17 protein-coding genes and 1 tRNA gene are annotated in these 18,475 nt (G+C 62.2%); 9 read left to right on the top strand and 9 right to left on the bottom strand.

Going from position 1 to position 18,475, the window contains the following annotated elements; all coding sequences use genetic code 11:
* Positions 1-232: 232 nt before the first annotated feature.
* From purH to dusB, 3 genes are all read right to left on the bottom strand, one after another.
* Positions 233-1,810 carry a bifunctional phosphoribosylaminoimidazolecarboxamide formyltransferase/IMP cyclohydrolase gene (purH, locus tag IEX16_RS00975; RefSeq protein WP_188706239.1) on the bottom strand — a complete coding sequence of 526 codons (1,578 nt, stop codon included), beginning with the start codon at positions 1,808-1,810 and terminating at the stop codon, positions 233-235.
* Positions 1,811-1,874: 64 nt separating this feature from the next.
* A complete protein-coding gene (locus IEX16_RS00970; RefSeq protein WP_188705694.1) occupies positions 1,875-2,114 on the bottom strand; it encodes a helix-turn-helix domain-containing protein in 240 nt (79 codons plus the stop codon).
* On the bottom strand, positions 2,111-3,163 hold the full coding sequence (gene dusB / locus IEX16_RS00965) for a tRNA dihydrouridine synthase DusB (RefSeq protein ID WP_188705692.1): 1,053 nt from the start codon (positions 3,161-3,163) through the stop codon (positions 2,111-2,113). The genes IEX16_RS00970 and dusB overlap by 4 nt, the downstream gene beginning before the upstream one ends.
* Positions 3,164-3,302: 139 nt before the next feature.
* Between dusB and IEX16_RS00960 the strand changes: the two genes are divergently transcribed.
* Positions 3,303-3,794 carry a YqaA family protein gene (locus IEX16_RS00960; RefSeq protein WP_188705690.1) on the top strand — a complete coding sequence of 164 codons (492 nt, stop codon included), beginning with the start codon at positions 3,303-3,305 and terminating at the stop codon, positions 3,792-3,794.
* A gap of 126 nt (positions 3,795-3,920) precedes the next feature.
* Here the strand turns inward: IEX16_RS00960 and IEX16_RS00955 are convergent, their stop codons facing one another.
* Together IEX16_RS00955 and ychF are read right to left on the bottom strand one after the other, a co-directional pair.
* Positions 3,921-4,670, bottom strand: coding sequence for an rRNA pseudouridine synthase (locus IEX16_RS00955; protein ID WP_188705688.1), 750 nt, complete (start codon positions 4,668-4,670; stop codon positions 3,921-3,923).
* 122 nt (positions 4,671-4,792) lie between these two features.
* A complete protein-coding gene (gene ychF / locus IEX16_RS00950; RefSeq protein ID WP_188705686.1) occupies positions 4,793-5,884 on the bottom strand; it encodes a redox-regulated ATPase YchF in 1,092 nt (363 codons plus the stop codon).
* A gap of 31 nt (positions 5,885-5,915) precedes the next feature.
* On the opposite strand from ychF, the gene IEX16_RS00945 reads away from it, so the two are divergent.
* On the top strand, positions 5,916-7,721 hold the full coding sequence (locus IEX16_RS00945) for a sensor domain-containing diguanylate cyclase (RefSeq protein ID WP_188705684.1): 1,806 nt from the start codon (positions 5,916-5,918) through the stop codon (positions 7,719-7,721).
* Between the two features lie 6 nt (positions 7,722-7,727).
* Here the strand turns inward: IEX16_RS00945 and IEX16_RS00940 are convergent, their stop codons facing one another.
* Positions 7,728-8,636, bottom strand: coding sequence for an MOSC domain-containing protein (locus IEX16_RS00940; protein ID WP_188705682.1), 909 nt, complete (start codon positions 8,634-8,636; stop codon positions 7,728-7,730).
* Positions 8,637-8,718: 82 nt separating this feature from the next.
* Between IEX16_RS00940 and IEX16_RS00935 the strand changes: the two genes are divergently transcribed.
* The 3 genes from IEX16_RS00935 (at position 8,719) to IEX16_RS00925 (ending at position 12,553) form a co-directional block, all read left to right on the top strand.
* Positions 8,719-9,837, top strand: coding sequence for an FAD-dependent monooxygenase (locus IEX16_RS00935; RefSeq protein WP_188705680.1), 1,119 nt, complete (start codon positions 8,719-8,721; stop codon positions 9,835-9,837).
* Positions 9,838-9,854: 17 nt separating this feature from the next.
* Positions 9,855-10,574, top strand: coding sequence for a DsbC family protein (locus tag IEX16_RS00930; RefSeq protein ID WP_188705677.1), 720 nt, complete (start codon positions 9,855-9,857; stop codon positions 10,572-10,574).
* A gap of 152 nt (positions 10,575-10,726) precedes the next feature.
* On the top strand, positions 10,727-12,553 hold the full coding sequence (locus IEX16_RS00925) for a M61 family metallopeptidase (RefSeq protein WP_188705675.1): 1,827 nt from the start codon (positions 10,727-10,729) through the stop codon (positions 12,551-12,553).
* A gap of 122 nt (positions 12,554-12,675) precedes the next feature.
* Here the strand turns inward: IEX16_RS00925 and paaK are convergent, their stop codons facing one another.
* From paaK to IEX16_RS00910, 3 genes are read right to left on the bottom strand one after another with little or no spacing between them, the layout of a single operon-like run.
* A complete protein-coding gene (paaK, locus tag IEX16_RS00920; protein ID WP_188705673.1) occupies positions 12,676-13,968 on the bottom strand; it encodes a phenylacetate--CoA ligase PaaK in 1,293 nt (430 codons plus the stop codon).
* Positions 13,965-14,411: a hydroxyphenylacetyl-CoA thioesterase PaaI gene (paaI, locus tag IEX16_RS00915; protein WP_188705671.1), complete on the bottom strand. Its 447-nt coding sequence runs from the start codon at positions 14,409-14,411 to the stop codon at positions 13,965-13,967. The genes paaK and paaI overlap by 4 nt, the downstream gene beginning before the upstream one ends.
* Positions 14,411-15,208, bottom strand: coding sequence for an enoyl-CoA hydratase-related protein (locus IEX16_RS00910; protein ID WP_188706237.1), 798 nt, complete (start codon positions 15,206-15,208; stop codon positions 14,411-14,413). The genes paaI and IEX16_RS00910 overlap by 1 nt, the downstream gene beginning before the upstream one ends.
* Before the next feature lie 138 nt (positions 15,209-15,346).
* Between IEX16_RS00910 and IEX16_RS00905 the strand changes: the two genes are divergently transcribed.
* The 4 genes from IEX16_RS00905 to miaB all read left to right on the top strand — a co-directional run bounded on the left by IEX16_RS00905 (position 15,347) and on the right by miaB (position 18,358).
* Positions 15,347-16,123: an enoyl-CoA hydratase gene (locus IEX16_RS00905; RefSeq protein WP_188705668.1), complete on the top strand. Its 777-nt coding sequence runs from the start codon at positions 15,347-15,349 to the stop codon at positions 16,121-16,123.
* Positions 16,124-16,321: 198 nt separating this feature from the next.
* Positions 16,322-16,398: transfer RNA gene (locus tag IEX16_RS00900), tRNA-Met, on the top strand.
* A gap of 67 nt (positions 16,399-16,465) precedes the next feature.
* Positions 16,466-16,930 carry a hypothetical protein gene (locus IEX16_RS00895; RefSeq protein WP_229676099.1) on the top strand — a complete coding sequence of 155 codons (465 nt, stop codon included), beginning with the start codon at positions 16,466-16,468 and terminating at the stop codon, positions 16,928-16,930.
* An 81-nt stretch (positions 16,931-17,011) separates the two neighbouring features.
* Positions 17,012-18,358 carry a tRNA (N6-isopentenyl adenosine(37)-C2)-methylthiotransferase MiaB gene (gene miaB / locus IEX16_RS00890; protein ID WP_188705666.1) on the top strand — a complete coding sequence of 449 codons (1,347 nt, stop codon included), beginning with the start codon at positions 17,012-17,014 and terminating at the stop codon, positions 18,356-18,358.
* Positions 18,359-18,475 lie beyond the last annotated feature (117 nt).

Genomic DNA, 18,475 nt, shown 5'->3' with positions numbered 1-18,475 from the left:
CATCGGGTCGCCTTTCTTTTCCTTAGGTTTCTTTGGCGACGCAAAGAAAAGTAAGTCGCCCGCCGGGGCGAGACCCGGCTTGTTGGTGAACCAAAATGTGCGAGTTATCCAACATGGATCCCGGATCAAGTCCGGGATGACAGATGAGCCGAAGAGGTCGCTATGAATTCAGTAGCTACTAAATCCCACTGGATATGGGCCAGAGCCACTTTTTTCTTGAAAAAAGCCGAAGTCAGTGCCGGAAGTGCCTGACCCCGCTCAGCACCATCACCACCCCGCGCTCATCGGCCGCCGCGATGACTTCCTCGTCACGCATGCTGCCGCCCGGCTGGATCACACAGGTGGCGCCGACATCGACCACCACGTCGAGCCCGTCGCGGAAGGGAAAGAAGGCGTCGCTGGCCACGGCCGAACCGGCGAGATCGAGGCCCGCGTTGGCCGCCTTGATGGCCGCGATGCGGGCCGAGTCGATGCGGCTCATCTGGCCGGCCCCCACACCCAGCGTCATGCCGCCACCGCAGAACACGATGGCGTTGGACTTGACGTACTTGGCCACCTTCCAGGCAAACAGCAGATCTTGCAGCTGCGCCGGCGTCGGCTGCAGCTTGCTGACGACCTTGAGATCGGCCAGCGCGAGTTCATGGTTGTCGGCGGTCTGCATCAAGAGGCCAGAACCCACGCGCTTGACGTCCATCAGGTTGCGGCCCTGCTTCCACGCGGTGTTGCCACCGGGCGGCAACGCGATATGCAGGATGCGCACATTGACCTTGCTTTTGAACACCGCGAGTGCCCCGGGCGTGAAGGCCGGGGCCATCAGCACCTCGACAAACTGTTTGGCGATCTGCTGCGCCGCGGCCTCGTCCAGCGTGCAGTTCAGCGCAATGATGCCGCCAAAAGCAGAGGTCGGGTCGGTCTTGAAGGCCTTGCTGTAGGCTTCAAGCGCATCGACGCCCACCGCCACACCGCAGGGGTTGGCGTGTTTGACGATGACGCACGCGGACTCGGTGAAGGTCTTGACACATTCCCAGGCGGCATCAGCGTCGGCGATGTTGTTGTAGCTGAGCGCCTTGCCCTGCAACTGCGCAGCCGTCACCAGCGAGCCCGGCGCGGGATGGAGGTCGCGGTACAGCGCGGCCTGCTGGTGCGAATTTTCGCCGTAGCGCAAATCCTGCAGCTTGATGAAACGGCCGTTGGCCTGACCCGGAAACAAGCTGTGCGCGCCGTCGGCCTGAATGCCCGACAGATAGTCGCTGATCGCGCCGTCGTACTGGCTGATGCGGTTGAACGCAGCCACCGACAGGGCGAATTTGGTCGCCTCAGTGAGCTTGCCTTCTGCCTTGAGCTCATCGAGCACACCGGCGTACTGCGAAGCGTCGGTCAGCACACCCACGTCCTTCCAGTTTTTGGCGGCCGAACGCACCATGGCCGGGCCCCCAATGTCGATGTTTTCGATGGCGTCCTCCAGCGTGCAGCCGGGTTTGGCCACGGTCGCTTCAAACGGATACAGGTTGACGACCAGCAAGTCGATTGTGTCGATGGCGTGCGCTTTGAGAGCGGACATGTGCTCGGGCACATCGCGCCGGGCCAGCAGGCCGCCGTGGATTTTCGGGTGCAGCGTCTTGACGCGGCCGTCCAGCATTTCAGGAAAGCCGGTGTGGTCGGCCACCTCAGTTACCGGCAGGCCGGCGTCAGCCAGCAGCTTGGCTGTGCCGCCCGTGGACAGCAGCCTGATGCCCAGGGCATGCAATGCCTGCGCGAATTCCAGGATGCCGGTTTTGTCGGAGACAGAAATCAATGCCTTCAGGACAATCACGTCAGAGGCTGCAGGCGGGGTTGCGTTCATGTTTTTCTTTGGGACGGATGCGGAGTAGCGCTTACTTGATCAGCTTGTGCTCAAGCAACTTTTTGCGCAGCGTGTTGCGGTTCAGGCCCAGCCATTCGGCGGCCCGTGACTGGTTTTTGTCGGCATGCTGCATCACCACCTCAAGCAGGGGTTTTTCAACCACGCGCACCAGCATCTCGTACATGCTGCCATCGGGTTCGGTGCCGCGCAGGTCCTTGAAATAACTCTCAAGACTGTTGCGCACGCATTCTTCGATCTGCTTCTTGCTCATGCGAGCTCTCCCTGCCGGTCCTGTTGTTGTTCATTTGCTTCACCGGAAACCGCGACTGTCATGCGGTCCATGCGAGCTCCCAGCTCATCAAAAAAATCGGCAACCGCCTGCCACTGCGCCTCGCTGTCCTCCAGCAAGTTCATGCGGCTGCGGAAAGCGTCACCGCCCGGCAGCGTTTTCACATACCAGCCAATGTGTTTGCGCGCACTGCGCACGCCACTGAACGCGCCATACAGTTCGTAATGGTCGAGCAGGTGATCAAGCAGTAAACGCCTGACTTCGGCCACCAACGGCGGCGCAAGATGCGTGCCCGTCGCCAGGAAATGCCCGATTTCCCGAAAGATCCAGGGCCGACCCTGGGCCGCCCGGCCAATCATCACCGCATCAGCGCCGGTGTAGGCCAGCACATCGCGGGCCTTTTCGGGGGTCCTGATGTCGCCGTTGGCCACCACCGGAATGCACACCGCGGCCTTGACCGCGGCAATCGTGTCGTATTCAGCCTGACCCTTGTAGCCTTGGGCCCGCGTGCGGCCATGCACCGCCAACATCTGCACGCCGGCACTCTCGAAGGCGCGCGCCAGCGTGACGGCATTTTTGTGCGACTCTGCCCAGCCGGTGCGCATCTTCAGCGTGACCGGCACGCCGCGCGGCGCGCAGGCGGCCACCACCGCTTCAGCAATCGCGAGGGCCAGCGGCTCGTCCTGCATCAGGGCTGAACCGGCCCACTTGTTGCAGACCTTCTTGGCCGGGCAGCCCATGTTGATGTCGATGATCTGGGCGCCGCGGTCAATGTTATAGGCCGCGGCTTCGGCCATCATCTGCGCATCGGTGCCGGCGATCTGCACCGCGATCGGCGCCACTTCCCCATCATGGTTGGCACGGCGCGAGGTTTTCAGCGTGTCCCACAGGTCACGGCGCGAGGTCACCATCTCGCTGACCGCATAGCCGGCGCCCAGGGTTTTGCACAGGCGCCGGAACGGCCGGTCGGTAACGCCGGCCATGGGCGCTGCAAACAAATTGTTTGCCAAAACGTAAGGGCCGATGTTCATGGACGTGCGGGGATGGTGAAAGCTGAAAACGAGGGGTGATTGTAGCTGCCCAAAATTTCAGCAATCGAAATTTGCACACGGCGTTACAAGCGTCCGCCCTACAGCGCCGGCCGGGCCGCGCTCCCTATACTCGCTGCAGATGGAACTCTGGCTACAACACCTGACACAAGCGCTGGCCCTGCCCGAGTACGGCCTGAGCACAGTGTTTGTGGTGTCCTTCATATCGGCAACGCTGTTGCCGCTGGGCTCTGAACCGGTGGTCTTCGGCCTGGTCAAGCTCAACCCCGACATGTTCTGGCCGGCGGTCCTGGTCGCCACCGCAGGCAACACCCTGGGCGGCGCACTCGACTGGTGGCTCGGTTACGGCGCGCACAAGGTGGTTGACAAGTATTCGCACTCCTCGCACCACGGCCGGGCCATCCGCTGGCTCGAAAAGCTGGGGCCCAAGGCCTGCCTGCTGGCCTGGCTGCCGGCGGTCGGTGACCCGCTGTGTGCGGTGGCAGGCTGGCTCAAGTTTCCGTTCTGGCCCTGCGTGGCCTACATGGCGATTGGCAAGTTCGCACGATATTTCATGATGACGGGCGCGTTGTTATGGGCCTTCCCGGGCGGCTTCAAATTCCTGGGCGGCTAGCACATGGCCCCCACGTTCGTTCACTTCGTGTAACTCTCTGCCCCTCGAGGGGGCGCTGCGCCTGCGGGCCGGCAAAGCCGGACCCGCGGCCCCGGCTTGAACGGACCTGTCGACGGACGCCAATGCTCAGAAGCGCTCAGTGGGTAGCAGATAACGCCACTGGCCCACTGCCAGGCTGCTCATGGGCACACGGCCGACGCGGATGCGTTTCATGGCCTGCACGCTGAGACCCACGGTCTCACACATGTAGGCGATCTGCCCCGGCCGCTCGCCCTTGAGGGCAAAACGCAGCCGCGTTTCGTTTTGCCAGCTCACCTTGGCCGGCGGCAGCAGGATGCCATTGAACGTGAAGCCGTGCTCGACGCGGTTGAGCCGCTCCAGGCCGCCGGGCACCAGCTGGCCGGCGACCTCGACAATCACTTCATGCTCCATCACTGAGGCGTCTTCGCCGAGCTTGCGTGCCACACGCCAGTCCTGGGTCAACACCACCAGGCCGCTGGCCGACGTGGCCAGCGGTGTCGCCAGCGCCTGCGAGCTGAAGTGTTTTTTAAGTGGCCGGATGCCGGAGCGGTCGTCCGCCGACCGGTTCGCTGGCGTCAGCAGTTGCAGGGCGGGCGCAGCGGGTTTGCCTGATGCACCATCGAGGCCGGCCTCGTAAGCAGCCGGCTTGTGCAGCAGCAAGGTCACCGGTGTCAGCGCCAGCAGGCTGGCGTCGCGGTCCAGTTCTATCTTCTGATTCCCCACGCGGAACTGCGGTTCTTCCACCACCACGCCGTCGACGCGCACCCAGCCACCTTCGATATACTGCTCGGCTTCGCGACGCGAGCAGTTGAGCATCTGGGCCAGGGCTTTGGCAAGGCGGACGGTTTCTGTCATGGACAAGGGCCTCTGGGGAACGAATAACTTGCTAGCAAATCAATAGCTGATTTCGCCCGAAAGTGATGGGGTGGTGGCCTAAAACATCATCAAACCGGCGGAAAGCGCGGTCAATCGCCGGTTTAGCTGCTGAACAGGAAATTCATCACGTCGCCATCCTTGACGACGTATTCCTTGCCTTCGCTGCGCATCTTGCCCGCGTCCTTGGCGCCCTGTTCGCCCTGATGGGCGATGTAGTCGTCGAAGGCGATGGTCTGGGCGCGGATATAACCTTTTTCAAAATCAGTGTGGATCACGCCAGCCGACTGTGGGCCGGTATCACCGACGTGGATGGTCCAGGCGCGCACTTCCTTCACGCCGGCGGTGAAATAAGTCTGCAGGCCCAGCAGCTTGTAGGCCGCAACGATCAAGCGGTTCAGGCCGGGCTCGTCCTGGCCGATCTCCGCAAGGAACATTTTTTTGTCCTCTTCCTCCATGTCGGCCATCTCGGCTTCCATCTTGGCGCAGATCGCGACCACTGGCGCCTTCTGCTCTGCGGCATAAGCCTTCAGGCGGTCCAGAAAAGGGTTGTTCTCGAAGCCGTCTTCGGCCACGTTGGCCACAAACATCGCGGGCTTGGCGGTGATCAGGAAGAACTGCTTGAGCAGCGGCAGCTCTTCCTTGCTGAAATCAATCGTGCGCACCGGCTTGGTATCGTTAAGCGCCACCTGACATTTTTCCAGGATGGCTACCAGCTTGATGGACTCCTTGTCGCCCGAGCGCGCCAGCTTGGTCACCCGGTGCAGGGCTTTTTCAACGGCAGTCAGGTCGGCCAGGCAAAGCTCGGTCTGGATCACTTCGATGTCGGAGATCGGGTCGACCTTGCCGGCGACGTGGATCACGTTGTCGTCTTCAAAGCAGCGCACCACATTGACGGTGGCGTCGGTCTCGCGGATGTGGGCCAGAAACTTGTTGCCCAGGCCTTCACCCGTGCTGGCACCGGCCACCAGGCCGGCAATATCGACAAATTCGACGATGGCGGACTGGATCTTTTCCGGATTGACGATTGCCGCCAACTGGGCCAATCTCGGGTCTGGCACTTCCACAATCCCGACATTGGGCTCGATTGTGCAGAAAGGATAATTTTCCGCCGCGATGCCCGCCTTGGTCAGGGCGTTGAACAGGGTGGATTTTCCAACATTAGGCAAGCCTACAATACCGCACTTCAAACTCATGAGAAACCTTAGAAAACAGGCTGAGAAGTGTATGCGATGCGCGGCGGGACAAGGGGCACGGCTTGTGGTGGCCCTGCTGCTAGGCGCATTGTTTGGCCTGTGGGGCACGGCCAGCCAGGCCCAACCCGTGGTCGTCCTCCATGACCAGAACCTTGTCGCGGACCTGCAGGGCAGCGCACGAGTATGGGTGGACGCCAGCGGCGAGGCCACGATAGAGCAGGTGGCTGCCGACAAGCACCTTGCGTTCATGAGCCCCGGCCGGGCCAACACCATCTACACCCTGGGGCCGGAGACAATTCTGTGGCAACACTACCGCTTTCTTGAGCCGACCAATTCCCGGCTCAAGTGGTTGCTGGAGTTTCCTCTTCCGCTGCTCGACAAAGTCACCGTTTTTCAGAAGAGCCGGAATGGGGACTGGACCAGCCAGACGGCGGGCGACACCGTGCCCGTCTCTAGCTGGCCCGAGCCCGGCCGCTATGCGCAATTTGATCTGGTGCTACCAGAAGAAGGCATTCTCGACGTGTATGTGCGGATCCAGCACGTCACACAGGTCAACATACCGGTCAACGTGATCTCCGCACCAGCGAGGGTTCATCGCCTACAGGTCGACTACATGGTCATCGGGGTGGTGATAGGTGCGCTGCTGCTGTTGATCGTGGTTGGCGCGGTGCAGGGCTGGGCCTACCGCGACCAGGCCTATGCCTGGTACTCGGTTTACGCCACCATCATGACGCTGGTGGTGGCCTCCCTCAGCGGGGTTGCCGGCCATTTTCTCTGGGGAGATTTCCCGGCCTGGAATAATTTCTCCAAGGGCTTTCTGGGCTTTCTGGGCGGCAGCTCGGCCTTGCTGCTGATTCGCAACCTGTGCGGCATGGTGGGCCGTCACCGCTGGTTTGATCACCTCGTGTACGGGGTCGGTCTGGCCGGCCCCGCTTTCGCGGTGGCCTATATCGGGCTGGATCGGCAATGGGGTGTGCGCCTGATTGGCGCTTATCTGGTGGTAGTGATCATTCTGGGGATAAGTACCGCACTGATGGCCTGGCGGCGCAAGGACGTGATTGGCGTCTGGGTGCTGGGCGGGTTCACGCCGCTGGCGCTGGCCACCTTGCTGGTGGTAGCCCGCATTTTCGGCTGGGTGCCAACGTCCTGGCTCTCCCAATACGCGTTCATGCTGTCGCTGGCCTTCGAGGTGCCTTTGCTGCTGGTGGCGCTGAACGTACGCTCGCGGGAGCGCCATGGCATCGAGGCGCGCGAGCAGGCCATGGTCAGCCACGACGCATTGACGGGGCTGCTGGCTGTTCATTTGTTTGACGACCGGCTCAAACAGATGGTGTCTCGCGCCACACGCTACAAGGAACCGGCCGCCGTGGTGTACGTCGAGCTCGTGAACTACGGCTACGTCAAGCGCACCTACGGCATCGCCGTGGCAGAACAAAGCCTGCTGCGCAGCGTGATCAAGCTGCGCCGTATCCTGCGCGACGTGGACACGGTGGGCCGGGTGGACGAGGCATGTTTTGGCCTGATCATTGAGGACGTGTCAACGCGCGGGCCGGTCAACGAGCTGGCTGCGCGGTTGATCGCGGCGGGCCTGATGCCGCTCAAGGGCCTCAAACCAGAGGTGCTGCTGCAATTTCACGTGGCCGGTGTGCTTCTCAGCGAGCGTCTGATGGAAGGGCCTGCACTGTCGCAAGCCCTTTCCGACCTGTTGGCCGGCATGGCGGAGCGTACGCGCCGCCCTATCCGTTTTTTGGAGCCCGAGTTGACCCGTCCGTCGCCTCTGGCATTGGACTCCCGCCGGGGTGACAGCGACACCCAGTCGCTTGCCAGCTCCGGCTGAAAATACTCAGTCGAAACGGTAGTCGGCGCTCACCGCCTGCCCCACCCGAAGCAGGTGGTCGTCCCCATCGAGCCGGATCAGGTTCATGCCAAAACTCAGTGCGCCGTTCAGGCGCGGGTCTTGCCGGTAGGTCTGCAGCATGTCGTTGACCTCGGGGCTGCTGACGGCGGTGGCCGGGTCGATGTTGGGGATGGGGCAACGCGCGCAGGGCTTGACCGGTTTGAGCCGCGCCAGACCCTGTTCTGTGCTGATACGCAGTTCACCCAGCCGGTCTTCATCGTGGGCGGACAGCGCGACCGCAGCGCCAGTGGACGCAGGGCCCAGCACAATGTTGGGCCGAAAACGCTCCATGCCGACGGGCGTGCCGCCTGCGGCCTGCAGCTTGTCATTGAGCCCGATCAGCGACGCCTCGCTGAGCACCAGCAACGGGTAACCGTCGCTGAACTGATTCAACGCTTCCACTGCCCCGGTCCAGCGCACGCTGGAGCGGCGTTTCTGCTCGGGGTCAAAGCGCACCAGGCGCAGCTTCTCACCCAGAAAATCACTGAACCACTGGGCTGCAATGGGGCCCATGTCGTAGGCCTTCACCTCGTCGTCCCAGACCCGCACGCGAACCGGCTCCTGCACCTGGTCAAGTGCGATGTGCAAGGCCAGCATGCCGGGCGCGCGCAGCACCATGTCCTGGGTCTTGAGCTGCGGGCGGATCAGCGCCATGCGCGGCAACTCGCGCTGGGTCACAAATTCACCGTGTTCGTCCACCACCATCCATGCGCGGTCAAACTCCAGGCCGGTTTCGGTCAGGATGGCTTCCTCGACTCGCACGCCGGCACAGGATTTGACGGGGTATACCCACAGTGCGGTGATGACCGCGTTGACGTCGGCAGGATCAGAGGGTTCCCTCGATGTTTCGCTCATTTTTCGCTCACTTGATGTGCCCTTCAGAATTTCAATCAATCCCTACAAGCGGGATATTTTGCACCGCCTTCTAAAATGAGCCATGTCCAAACCGTTTGATGTCTGTATCCGCGGCGGCGGGGTGGTCGGCCGGAGCCTGGCCTTGCTGCTGGCCCGCGAGCGCCTGCGCGTGGCGCTGGTCGCCCGTCCCGTCCCCGACGCCGACCTGGCTGTCCCGCCCCCCCAGGATGTGCGCGCCTATGCACTGAACAGCGCGTCGCGGCAATTGCTGGAGTCGCTCAGGGCCTGGCCTGACGCAGCTTCGGCAACCGCTGTCAGGCAGATGCTGGTCTGGGGCGATGACGGCGGGCAGCTCGATTTCAGCGCAGATGGCGGCAGCGGCGCAGCGCTGGCCTGGATCGTCGATGTACCGGCGCTTGAGCAGCAACTCGCCGAGGCCGTGCGCTACCAGCCGCAGATAGAAATCGTGCCGGCATCGGTCCAGGCCGCGCTCAGCGTGATCTGCGAAGGCAAGGCCAGCAGCAGCCGCAACGATTTCGGTGCGGCCTGGACTGTCAAGTCCTACCCACAAAAGGCCATCGCCGCCCGCCTGCTGAGCGACTTGCCGCACTCGGGCGTCGCGCGCCAGTGGTTCATAAACGGCGAAGTGCTGGCTCTTTTGCCGATGGGTGGCGAGCACGGGAACTCTGTAGCGCTGGTTTGGTCTGTCTCAGTGGCGCGTGCAACTTCGCTGGAAAAATTGTCCCCGGAAGAATTTTCGGCAGCAGTGCAACTCGCCTGTGGTGCCGGGGCTGGACGCCTGCAACTGGCCAGCAACCGGTCGAGCTGGCCGCTGGCGCTGTCCACCGCTGATCGCTGGGTCGGGGCGGGCTGGGCGCTGGCCGGGGATGCCGCCCATACGGTGCATCCTCTGGCCGGCCAGGGCCTGAACCTGGGGCTGGCCGATGCGGCGGAGCTGGCAGCGGTGGTGCATGCGCGTGAGTATTGGCGCGGCCTGGGCGACGAGAAATTGCTCCGTCGTTACGAGCGTGCGCGCAAGGCCGATGTCGCGGCCATGGGCGCAGTGACCGACGGCCTGCACAGCCTGTTTGCGCAGACCGATGTGCGCTGGCAGGCGCTGCGCAATTGGGGCATGACGGGTTTCGCAAAAAGTGGCCCGCTCAAGCAATGGGTCACACGGCGGGCAATGGGTCAGATTTAACAAAGACGGGAAAAACAATGAAATTACTCAGAAACATCGCGGCCTGCGGCTTGCTGGCATGGGGCTTGGGCGCCGCTGTCGCGCAGGAAGCCGTGATCCGCAAAAACCTCGCAGATCGGTTGCCTAGCTTGCCGCCCATCGAAGAAGTCAGCAAAGCGCCGATGAACGGTCTGTATGAAATCCGGGTCAATGGCAACGATATTTTTTACACCGATGCCGAGGGTAACTTCCTGATACAGGGCAACCTGATAGACACCAAACAGCGGCGCAATCTGACCGAGGAGCGCGTGGACAAGCTCAACGCAGTGGCCTTCGACGCCCTGCCGCTGAAAGACGCATTCACCCTCGTGCGTGGCAACGGCAAACGCAAGCTGGCCGTGTTTGAAGACCCGAATTGCGGCTACTGCAAACGTTTTGAGCGCGACATGCAGAAGGTGACGGATGTAACGGTCTACATGTTTTTGTACCCGATCCTGGGTCCTGATTCAGCCGAAAAATCGAAAAACATCTGGTGTGCCAAAGACAAAGGCAAGGCCTGGCAGGATCTGATGGTGCGCGACCAGCCGGTGGCGCCAGCAAGTTGCGACAGCAGTGCGCTGGCGCGCAACATCGAGTTTGGTAAAAAGCACCGCATCACCGGCACTCCCACGCTCATCTTTGCTGACGGTACGCGTGTGCCCGGCGCCGTCAGCGCGCAGCAGGTCGAAAAATACCTGAACGACGCCAAAGTGCAATGAGCACCGCCGCAATAAAAACCAGCCAAAAATGCCCTTTGCCCTTTTCTGACGGGCGTTAGAAGCTCTTTTTTTGATAGCGTGACAACGCCACCGGTGACACAGCGCACCGCAGCAAAAAGTTGGCTGTGTATTCAGGTATTCTTTCCATCCATATGCCCAAGCAACGCGCCACGCCGCCCCCGTCCGAAGCCATTCGTTACCGCATCGAGATTGCCGACTTTCATGCCCATCTGTTTCGTGTCACGCTGAACATAGCCCGGCCAGCCGCGTTGCAGCGGCTGGCCCTGCCGGTGTGGATTCCGGGCAGCTACCTGGTGCGGGAGTTCTCCAAAAATCTGCAGGGCTTGCGTGCCAGGCAGGGAACAAGGGCGCTGCCGGAGACGCAACTGCGGCAATTCGACAAATGCAGCTGGGAGATTCGCTGCAACCCGGACAAGCCACTGCAGCTGATCTACGAGGTGTATGCCAACGACAACTCGGTGCGCACTGCCTGCCTGGACGCACATCGCGGTTTTTTCAACAACAGCTCGCTGTGTCTGCGCGTCGAGGGCCAGTCACAGGCGCCGCACCTGCTCGATGTGGCGCCATCGCCTGCCACGGCAGGCTGGTCGGTCGCCACCGGGCTCAGCCCACTGAAAATCAACAAGCTGGGCTTTGGCAGCTACCTGGCTGCAGACTACGACGAACTGGTGGACTGCCCGGTGGAGATGGGCCCCTTCTGGAGCGGCGCCTTCAACGCCTGCGGCGTGCCGCACCGCTTTGTGGTCGCTGGCGCCGCCGCCGGTTTTGACGGTGCCCGCTTGCTGGCCGACACGAAGAAAATTTGCGAGACGCAAATCCGTTTCTGGCATGGCAATAAAAAACCGCCCTTCAAAAACTATCTGTTCATGCTCAATGCGGTGGACGACGGTTATGGCGGCCTGGAGCACCGCAACTCCACCGCACTGATCTGCAACCGCAAGGACTTGCCACGCCTGGGTGATGGCAAGTTGCCCGAGGGTTACACCACGTTGCGCGGCCTGATCAGCCACGAGTATTTCCACACCTGGAATGTCAAGCGCCTGCGACCGGCGGAATTTGCCAGCTACAACTACGGCAGCGAGAACTACACCGGATTGCTCTGGTTTTTCGAAGGGTTCACGAGTTACTACGACGATCTGCTGCTGCGCCGCACCGGACTGCTCGACAACGCGGGCTATCTGCGGCTGCTCAACAAGACCATCAACCAGGTGATGCAAACGCCGGGACGACTGGTGCAGTCGGTCGCTCAGGCGAGCTTCGACGCCTGGGTCAAGTATTACCGCCAGGACGAAAATACACCGAACGCCACCGTCAGCTACTACACCAAAGGTGCGCTGGTGGCCCTGTGTTTCGACCTGAGTCTGCGCAGCGAAAGTGGCGCCGGCGGGCCGGCGAATCTGGACGAGGTCATGCGCACGCTGTGGCTGCGCTGCAAGGCGGGACCCATGAGCGAAGCGGACTTTGCGGCCGCGTTGCAGGAGGTGAGTGGCCGTTCCTACTTGGCGGAGATCGCTGCCTGGGTACACGGCACCGGTGAGCTACCCGTGGAAGAGCTGCTCAAGCGCCACGGTGTGGGCGTGTTGCAGGAGCCGGCGCAACTGGCCCAGGCGCTGGGGCTGCGCGTGCAGGAAAACAGCAGCATCCAGGTCAAGACGGTGTTGCGCGGTGGCGCGGCCGAGAGCGCCGGTTTTGCTGCAGGCGATGAATGGCTGGGGGTGGAAACGCCGGCTGCTGTCACGGGCAAAAAATCGGCTGCGGGCCCAAGCGCTGGCTGGCGGCTGGGCAAGCTTGACGAGCTGCCACTGTATGCCGGTACCAGTAAAAAGGTCGTGGCGCTGGTGGCGCGCGACAAGCGCCTGCTGCGCCTGTCTCTGGTGATGCCGCCCGCCACGACCACCTGGCGCCTGGTGCTCAGGGACCAGGTCCTGGCGGACAAATGGCTGGGTTCGGCGGACTGAGGCGGTTCAGCCCGCGGCCATTTGCGCCTCGATCCGGGCCACGAAATGCCTGGCTTCAGCGCTGCCACAAGCTGTCGCAAGACAGCGAGCGCGAAATGCCGCGTCAACCAAGCGCAACGCCTTCACGCCCTGTGGTCCAGCACCCGTTTGGCTTTGCCCTGGCTGCGCTCCACACCGCCTTCGGCGCGGAGTTCGATCTCCGCCGTGGTGCCGACGTAGGCCTTGATCTCATGCTGCAGCAAGCGCGCTGCGGTCTGCGCATCAGCGCTGTCGGGGCTCAGGCCAGGCCGCGTTTCCACGGCCACACACAAACAGTCCAGCACGCCCTCCCGCGTGAGGATGCACTGGTAGTGCGGCGCAAGTTCGACGCGCTTGAGAATCAACTCCTCGATCTGCGTGGGGAACACATTGACGCCACGCACAATCATCATGTCGTCGCTGCGGCCGGTGATTTTTTCCATGCGACGCATGCTGCGCGCCGTACCCGGCAGCAGCCGCGTCAGGTCCCGCGTGCGGTAACGGATGATGGGCAATGCCTCTTTGGTGAGGCTGGTGAACACCAGCTCGCCGAGGTCGCCATCGGCGACCAACTCGCCGGTTTCCGGATCGATGATCTCGGGATAAAAATGATCCTCCCAGATGGTCGGGCCGTCCTTGGTTTCCACGCACTCGCTGGCCACGCCAGGGCCGATGACTTCGCTGAGGCCGTAGATATCCACCGCGGCTATGCCCATGCGTTTTTCTATCGCATGCCGCATGTCGTTGGTCCACGGCTCGGCGCCGAAGATGCCGGTGCGCAAACTGGTGTCCGCAGCGCTCATGCCCTGTTTTTCAAACTCGTCGGCAATCGCCAGCATGTAGCTGGGTGTCACCATGATGATGTCGGGCTTGAAGTCGGTGATCAACTGCACCTGGCGCTCAGTCTGGCCACCGCCGAAAGGCACGACCGTCAAGCCCAGTTTTTCGGCGCCATAATGCGCGCCCAAACCGCCGGTGAACAGGCCGTAGCCATAACTGATGTGTACGAGATCGCCGGGCCGCGCGCCGGCAGCACGAATGCTGCGTGCCACGCAACCGGCCCACATGTCCACATCGTTTTTTGTGTAGGCAACAACCGTTGGCTTGCCGGTGGTGCCGCTGGACGCGTGCAGGCGCACACACTGCTCGCGTGACACCGCCAGCATGCCGAAAGGGTAGCTGTCGCGCAGGTCGCGCTTGGTGGTAAAGGGGAACTTCGCCAGATCGGCCAGCGATTTGCAGTCATCAGGATGCACGCCGGCGGCCTCGAACTTGGCGCGGTAGACCGGCGAATGAAGCCAGGCATGCCGCAGCGTGGCCTGCAGGCGCTTGAGCTGCAGCGCACGCAACTCATCCAGGCCGGCTTTCTCGATCGGCTCCAGGGGAAAACTTTTCATGCGGCCTCCGCATCCGGATCAGTAATCACATGGCCGGCAATCTGCGCACTTTTGCCGCGGAACATGGCGACCACCTCGCCGCGCTGGTTGCTGACCTTCATGTCATAAATGCCGTGCCGGCCCTGCAGGATCTGCTCCACACCTTCGCAAGTCAGTATGTCGCCGGGCTGGCCGGGCTTGAGGAACTCGATGCTGCAGCCGGCGGCCACCGTGACGCGGTTGCGGCTGTTGCAGGCAAAGGCAAAGGTCGAGTCGGCCAGCGTGAAGATGAAGCCGCCGTGGCAGATTTTGTGGCCGTTCAGGTGCCGTTCAGCCACCGTCATGCGCATCAGCGCGCGGCCGGGCTCGCAACTCAGCAACTCCATGCCCATGGTGTCTCTGGACGCCGTGTCAGCGGCAAACATAGCTTCGCCAACGCGGCGCGCCAGTGTTTGGTCGTCCATCATTCGCCCCTGAACGCTGCAGGGCGCTTTTCAAGAAAAGCCGTCACACCTTCGAGGTAGTCATGCGTGCGGCCGAGGGCTGACTGGGTATCGCGTTCAGCATCAAGCTGTTGGTCCAAGGTACGGCTGGAACTCTCGCGCAGCATCTGCCGCGTCGCCACCAGCGCTTTTGTCGGCATGCCGGCCAGCCGCTGGGCGAGCGTCAGGGCGGCGGCCACGCAGTCGTCGGCAACATCCCAGATCATTCCCCACTCCCTGGCTTGCGCGGCGGAGAGTTTGTCGCCGGTCATGGCCAGCGCCATGGCGCGCGCCAGGCCCAGGCGCTGCGCGAGGAACCAGGTGCCGCCAGCGTCGGGAATCAGGCCGATTTTGCTGAAGGCCTGGATGAAACTCGCGACAGGCGCGGCGATTGCGATGTCGCAGGTCATGGCCAGCGAGGCGCCGGCACCTGCGGCAACGCCATTGACTGCAGCGACCGTCGGCATGCGCAGCGCCTGCAGGCGGCGCACCGTGGGGTTGAAGGCCTGGTCTATGACCGGTCCGGGGTTGGCGCGTTCCATCAGATCAGGGCCGGGCGAAAAATCGAACTCGCCGAGGTCGGCGCCAGCGCAGAAACCACGGCCAGCGCCAGTGATGACCAGGGCGCGGATCAGCGGATTGCCTTCGGCCCGGTCCAGCGCGGCCCACAAGTCGTGATGCATTTTCCGCGTAAAGCTGTTGAGCGCCTGCGGGCGATTGAGCGTGAGCAGCGCAACCGCGCCGTGCTCCGCATACAAAACCGCGGGGTCGTCCGCCATGTCGGGGGGGGCTTGTGTCATGAATGGTTGTCTCCTGTCCTGAATTTATCATTAACCGACCCATCGGTCGGCTAATGTTTTCCCTTGCTTGGGCTTGCCGTCAGCATGGCATGATTCAGCCACAAAAGGACGCCTGCCATGACTTACGAATTGATTCTGACCCGAACTGAAGGCCGCGTGGCCATCATCACGCTGAACCGCCCCAAACAGCTCAATGCACTGAACGACCAGTTGATGGACGAGTTGGGCAGCGCGCTCAAGGCCTTCGATGCCGACGACGGCATCGGCTGCATCGTTCTGACCGGCAGCGAGAAGGCTTTTGCCGCCGGCGCCGACATCGGCGCGATGGCGACTTACGGTTTTGCCGACGTCTACAAAAATGACTACATTACGCGCAACTGGGAACAGCTTCGCAGCGTGCGCAAACCGGTGATCGCGGCCGTCAGCGGCTTCGCCTTGGGCGGTGGCTGCGAGCTGGCCATGATGTGCGACTTCATCATTGCGGCAGACAACGCGAAATTCGGCCAGCCCGAAATCAAACTCGGCATCATTCCGGGCTCGGGCGGCACGCAGCGGCTGCCGCGCGCGGTCGGCAAGGCCAAGGCCATGGACCTGGTGCTCACCGGCCGCATGATGGACGCGGCGGAGGCCGAACGCAGCGGCCTGGCCAGCCGCGTCGTGCCGCTGGACAAGCTTATGGAAGAAGCCCTGGGGGCGGCACTGCAGATCTGCGACTACGGGCAGATCGCCGTGATGGCCGCCAAGGAAGCGGTGAACCGCGCATACGAGGGAACGCTGGCAGACGGCATCATGTTCGAGCGGCGCCTGTTCCACGCCACCTTCGCCACCAGCGACCAGAAGGAAGGCATGGACGCGTTTGTCAACAAGCGCAAGCCGGTGTTTACAAATCGATAAGCTGCCGAAGGCCGCCGGCTCTTTCAGAAGTTTGATTACCGGGATGCAGGGCAAGGCGCCCGGAGCGCAGGACACCGGAATGCACTTGTGTGGATGAGGATTCCGGGCACCGCCGAACGCCTGTGTTCGCTTACGCTTTGGGCCGCCATGCGCCCGGCAATCAGACTTATGGAAGAGCCGCTATAATTCTGGTCGCGCGGTGATATAGCTCAGTTGGTTAGAGCGCAGCATTCATAATGCTGATGTCGGTGGTTCAAGTCCACCTATCACCACCAGATTTCCTAAGCCTCAGAGATCCATTCTTCTGGGGCTTTGTCACTTCACAGCCTCTGGATAGACACCATGAAACGCTGCCTGAAAACGCTTATCCTCGCCCTTCCGGCCGTTTGTGTTGCCGTCTGGATGACACTGGCCTTGCCAGCAAACGCGCAAACCACCGGCAGCGACGGCAGCCTCGGCGTGCGGCAATTTCCCAAAACCGCCCTGCGCGGCATGCTGGTGGTCAAGGCGCCGCCCGAAGTCAGCCTCAACGGCAAGCCCGACCGCCTCTCGCCCGGCGCACGTCTTCGCAACCTCAACAACAACTTTGTGACGCCTGGCGCACTGGTGGATCAGGAGTTGCTGGTCAACTACACCCGTGACAGCATGGGCCAGATTTATGAGGTCTGGATGCTCAGCGCCGAGGAAGCCAAGGAAAAACGCGCCGGCCTGCCTTCACGCGGCTTCAATTTCGGTTTCGAATCCAGCGCCGCACCGCAGGACAATGGCAAGACGCCGTACGACCAGCTACCGCGCTACAAGCAGTAAATCTCCGGCTTCTTCAAGCCAAATCTGGCCTCAGCCCATATCCATCGGGCGTGATCAGCTAGCAATTCGATAGCAAACACCATGAGCAAAAAAGTCTTTATCAAAACCTTCGGTTGTCAGATGAACGAGTACGACTCGGGCAAGATGTCCGACGTGCTGCACGCGGCCGACGGTTACGAGCCCACAACAAATGTCGATGAAGCCGACCTGATCCTGTTCAACACCTGCTCGGTACGCGAAAAGGCACAAGAGAAAGTTTTCAGCGATTTGGGACGGGTCAAACACCTGAAGAAAAAAGGTGTGCTGATCGGTGTCGGCGGTTGTGTCGCCAGCCAGGAGGGCGATGCCATCATTGCCCGCGCGCCCTATGTGGACGTGGTGTTCGGCCCGCAGACGCTGCACCGCCTGCCCGACTTGCTGAGCAAACGCATCAGCCTGGGCAAGTCGCAGGTGGACATCAGCTTTCCGGAAATCGAAAAGTTCGACCATCTGCCACCGGCGCGGGTCGAAGGCGCCAGCGCCTTTGTCTCCATCATGGAAGGTTGCTCCAAGTACTGCAGTTATTGCGTGGTGCCCTACACCCGCGGCGAAGAAGTCTCGCGCCCCTTCGAGGACGTGCTGGTCGAAGTCGCCGGCCTGGCCGATCAAGGCGTGCGCGAAGTCACCCTGCTGGGGCAGAACGTCAATGCCTACCGCGGCCCCATGGGCGACAGCGCGGAGATCGCCGACTTCGCCACCCTGCTCGAATACGTCTCCGACATTCCCGGCATTGAGCGCATCCGTTACGTCACCAGCCACCCCAACGAGTTCACGCAAAGCCTGATCGACGCCTACGGCAAGTTGCCCAAGCTGGTCAACCACCTGCACCTGCCGGTGCAGCACGGCTCGGACCGCATCCTGATGGCCATGAAACGCGGCTACACCGCGATGGAGTACAAATCCACCATTCGCAAGCTGCGCGCTATCCGGCCCGACCTGGCCATGAGCAGCGACTTCATCGTCGGCTTTCCGGGCGAGACCGATGACGACTTCAACAAGATGATGAAATTGATTGATGACGTAGGTTATGACACCTCGTTCAGTTTCATCTTCAGCCCGCGGCCCGGCACGCCGGCCGCCAACCTGGTGGACGACACGCCGCACGAGGTCAAACTGGCGCGCCTTCAGCGCCTGCAGGCCGCCATTGACAACAACGTGCGCGCCATCAGCGCCAGCCGCCTGGGCACGGTGCAGCGCATCCTGGTCGAAGGCACTGCGCGCAAGGATGCCTCCGAGCTGATGGGGCGCACCGAATGCAATCGGGTCGTTAATTTCTCCGGCCCCAGCCGGCTGATCGGGCAGATGATAAACGTCACCATCACGGAAACCTCACAGCGCTCGTTGCGCGGGCAGGTGCTGCTGCACGAAGAAGCCGCCCTGACGGCCTGAGTCCGGAGCCTGCGTCGGCGTCGGTCGGGTCATGCGGGCCAGGGACTAGCTGCTGACTCCGAAGGAGACCTTGTCACCGGCGGTGCTGGATCGGGCTTGGCTACATGCGGGATTGTT

The organism is Polaromonas eurypsychrophila, assembly GCF_014641715.1.
Lineage (GTDB): Bacteria > Pseudomonadota > Gammaproteobacteria > Burkholderiales > Burkholderiaceae_C > Polaromonas > Polaromonas eurypsychrophila.
Note: the sequence above shows the minus strand (reverse complement) of the source record. Positions and strands in the feature narration are given on the sequence as shown.

What these genes read in the sequence shown, in the direction of transcription:
- dusB (WP_188705692.1), bottom strand. Translation starts at nt 3,163, where the DNA reads ATGAACATCGGCCCTTACGTTTTGGCAAACAATTTGTTTGCAGCGCCC.
- IEX16_RS00910 (WP_188706237.1), bottom strand. Translation starts at nt 15,208, where the DNA reads ATGGCGGACGACCCCGCGGTTTTGTATGCGGAGCACGGCGCGGTTGCG.
- IEX16_RS00895 (WP_229676099.1), top strand. Translation starts at nt 16,466, where the DNA reads ATGAAACGCTGCCTGAAAACGCTTATCCTCGCCCTTCCGGCCGTTTGT.
- miaB (WP_188705666.1), top strand. Translation starts at nt 17,012, where the DNA reads ATGAGCAAAAAAGTCTTTATCAAAACCTTCGGTTGTCAGATGAACGAG.
- paaI (WP_188705671.1), bottom strand. Translation starts at nt 14,411, where the DNA reads ATGGACGACCAAACACTGGCGCGCCGCGTTGGCGAAGCTATGTTTGCC.
- IEX16_RS00940 (WP_188705682.1), bottom strand. Translation starts at nt 8,636, where the DNA reads ATGAGCGAAACATCGAGGGAACCCTCTGATCCTGCCGACGTCAACGCG.
- paaK (WP_188705673.1), bottom strand. Translation starts at nt 13,968, where the DNA reads ATGAAAAGTTTTCCCCTGGAGCCGATCGAGAAAGCCGGCCTGGATGAG.
- IEX16_RS00955 (WP_188705688.1), bottom strand. Translation starts at nt 4,670, where the DNA reads ATGACAGAAACCGTCCGCCTTGCCAAAGCCCTGGCCCAGATGCTCAAC.
- IEX16_RS00905 (WP_188705668.1), top strand. Translation starts at nt 15,347, where the DNA reads ATGACTTACGAATTGATTCTGACCCGAACTGAAGGCCGCGTGGCCATC.
- IEX16_RS00935 (WP_188705680.1), top strand. Translation starts at nt 8,719, where the DNA reads ATGTCCAAACCGTTTGATGTCTGTATCCGCGGCGGCGGGGTGGTCGGC.
- IEX16_RS00925 (WP_188705675.1), top strand. Translation starts at nt 10,727, where the DNA reads ATGCCCAAGCAACGCGCCACGCCGCCCCCGTCCGAAGCCATTCGTTAC.
- IEX16_RS00945 (WP_188705684.1), top strand. Translation starts at nt 5,916, where the DNA reads ATGCGATGCGCGGCGGGACAAGGGGCACGGCTTGTGGTGGCCCTGCTG.
- IEX16_RS00970 (WP_188705694.1), bottom strand. Translation starts at nt 2,114, where the DNA reads ATGAGCAAGAAGCAGATCGAAGAATGCGTGCGCAACAGTCTTGAGAGT.
- IEX16_RS00930 (WP_188705677.1), top strand. Translation starts at nt 9,855, where the DNA reads ATGAAATTACTCAGAAACATCGCGGCCTGCGGCTTGCTGGCATGGGGC.
- IEX16_RS00960 (WP_188705690.1), top strand. Translation starts at nt 3,303, where the DNA reads ATGGAACTCTGGCTACAACACCTGACACAAGCGCTGGCCCTGCCCGAG.
- ychF (WP_188705686.1), bottom strand. Translation starts at nt 5,884, where the DNA reads ATGAGTTTGAAGTGCGGTATTGTAGGCTTGCCTAATGTTGGAAAATCC.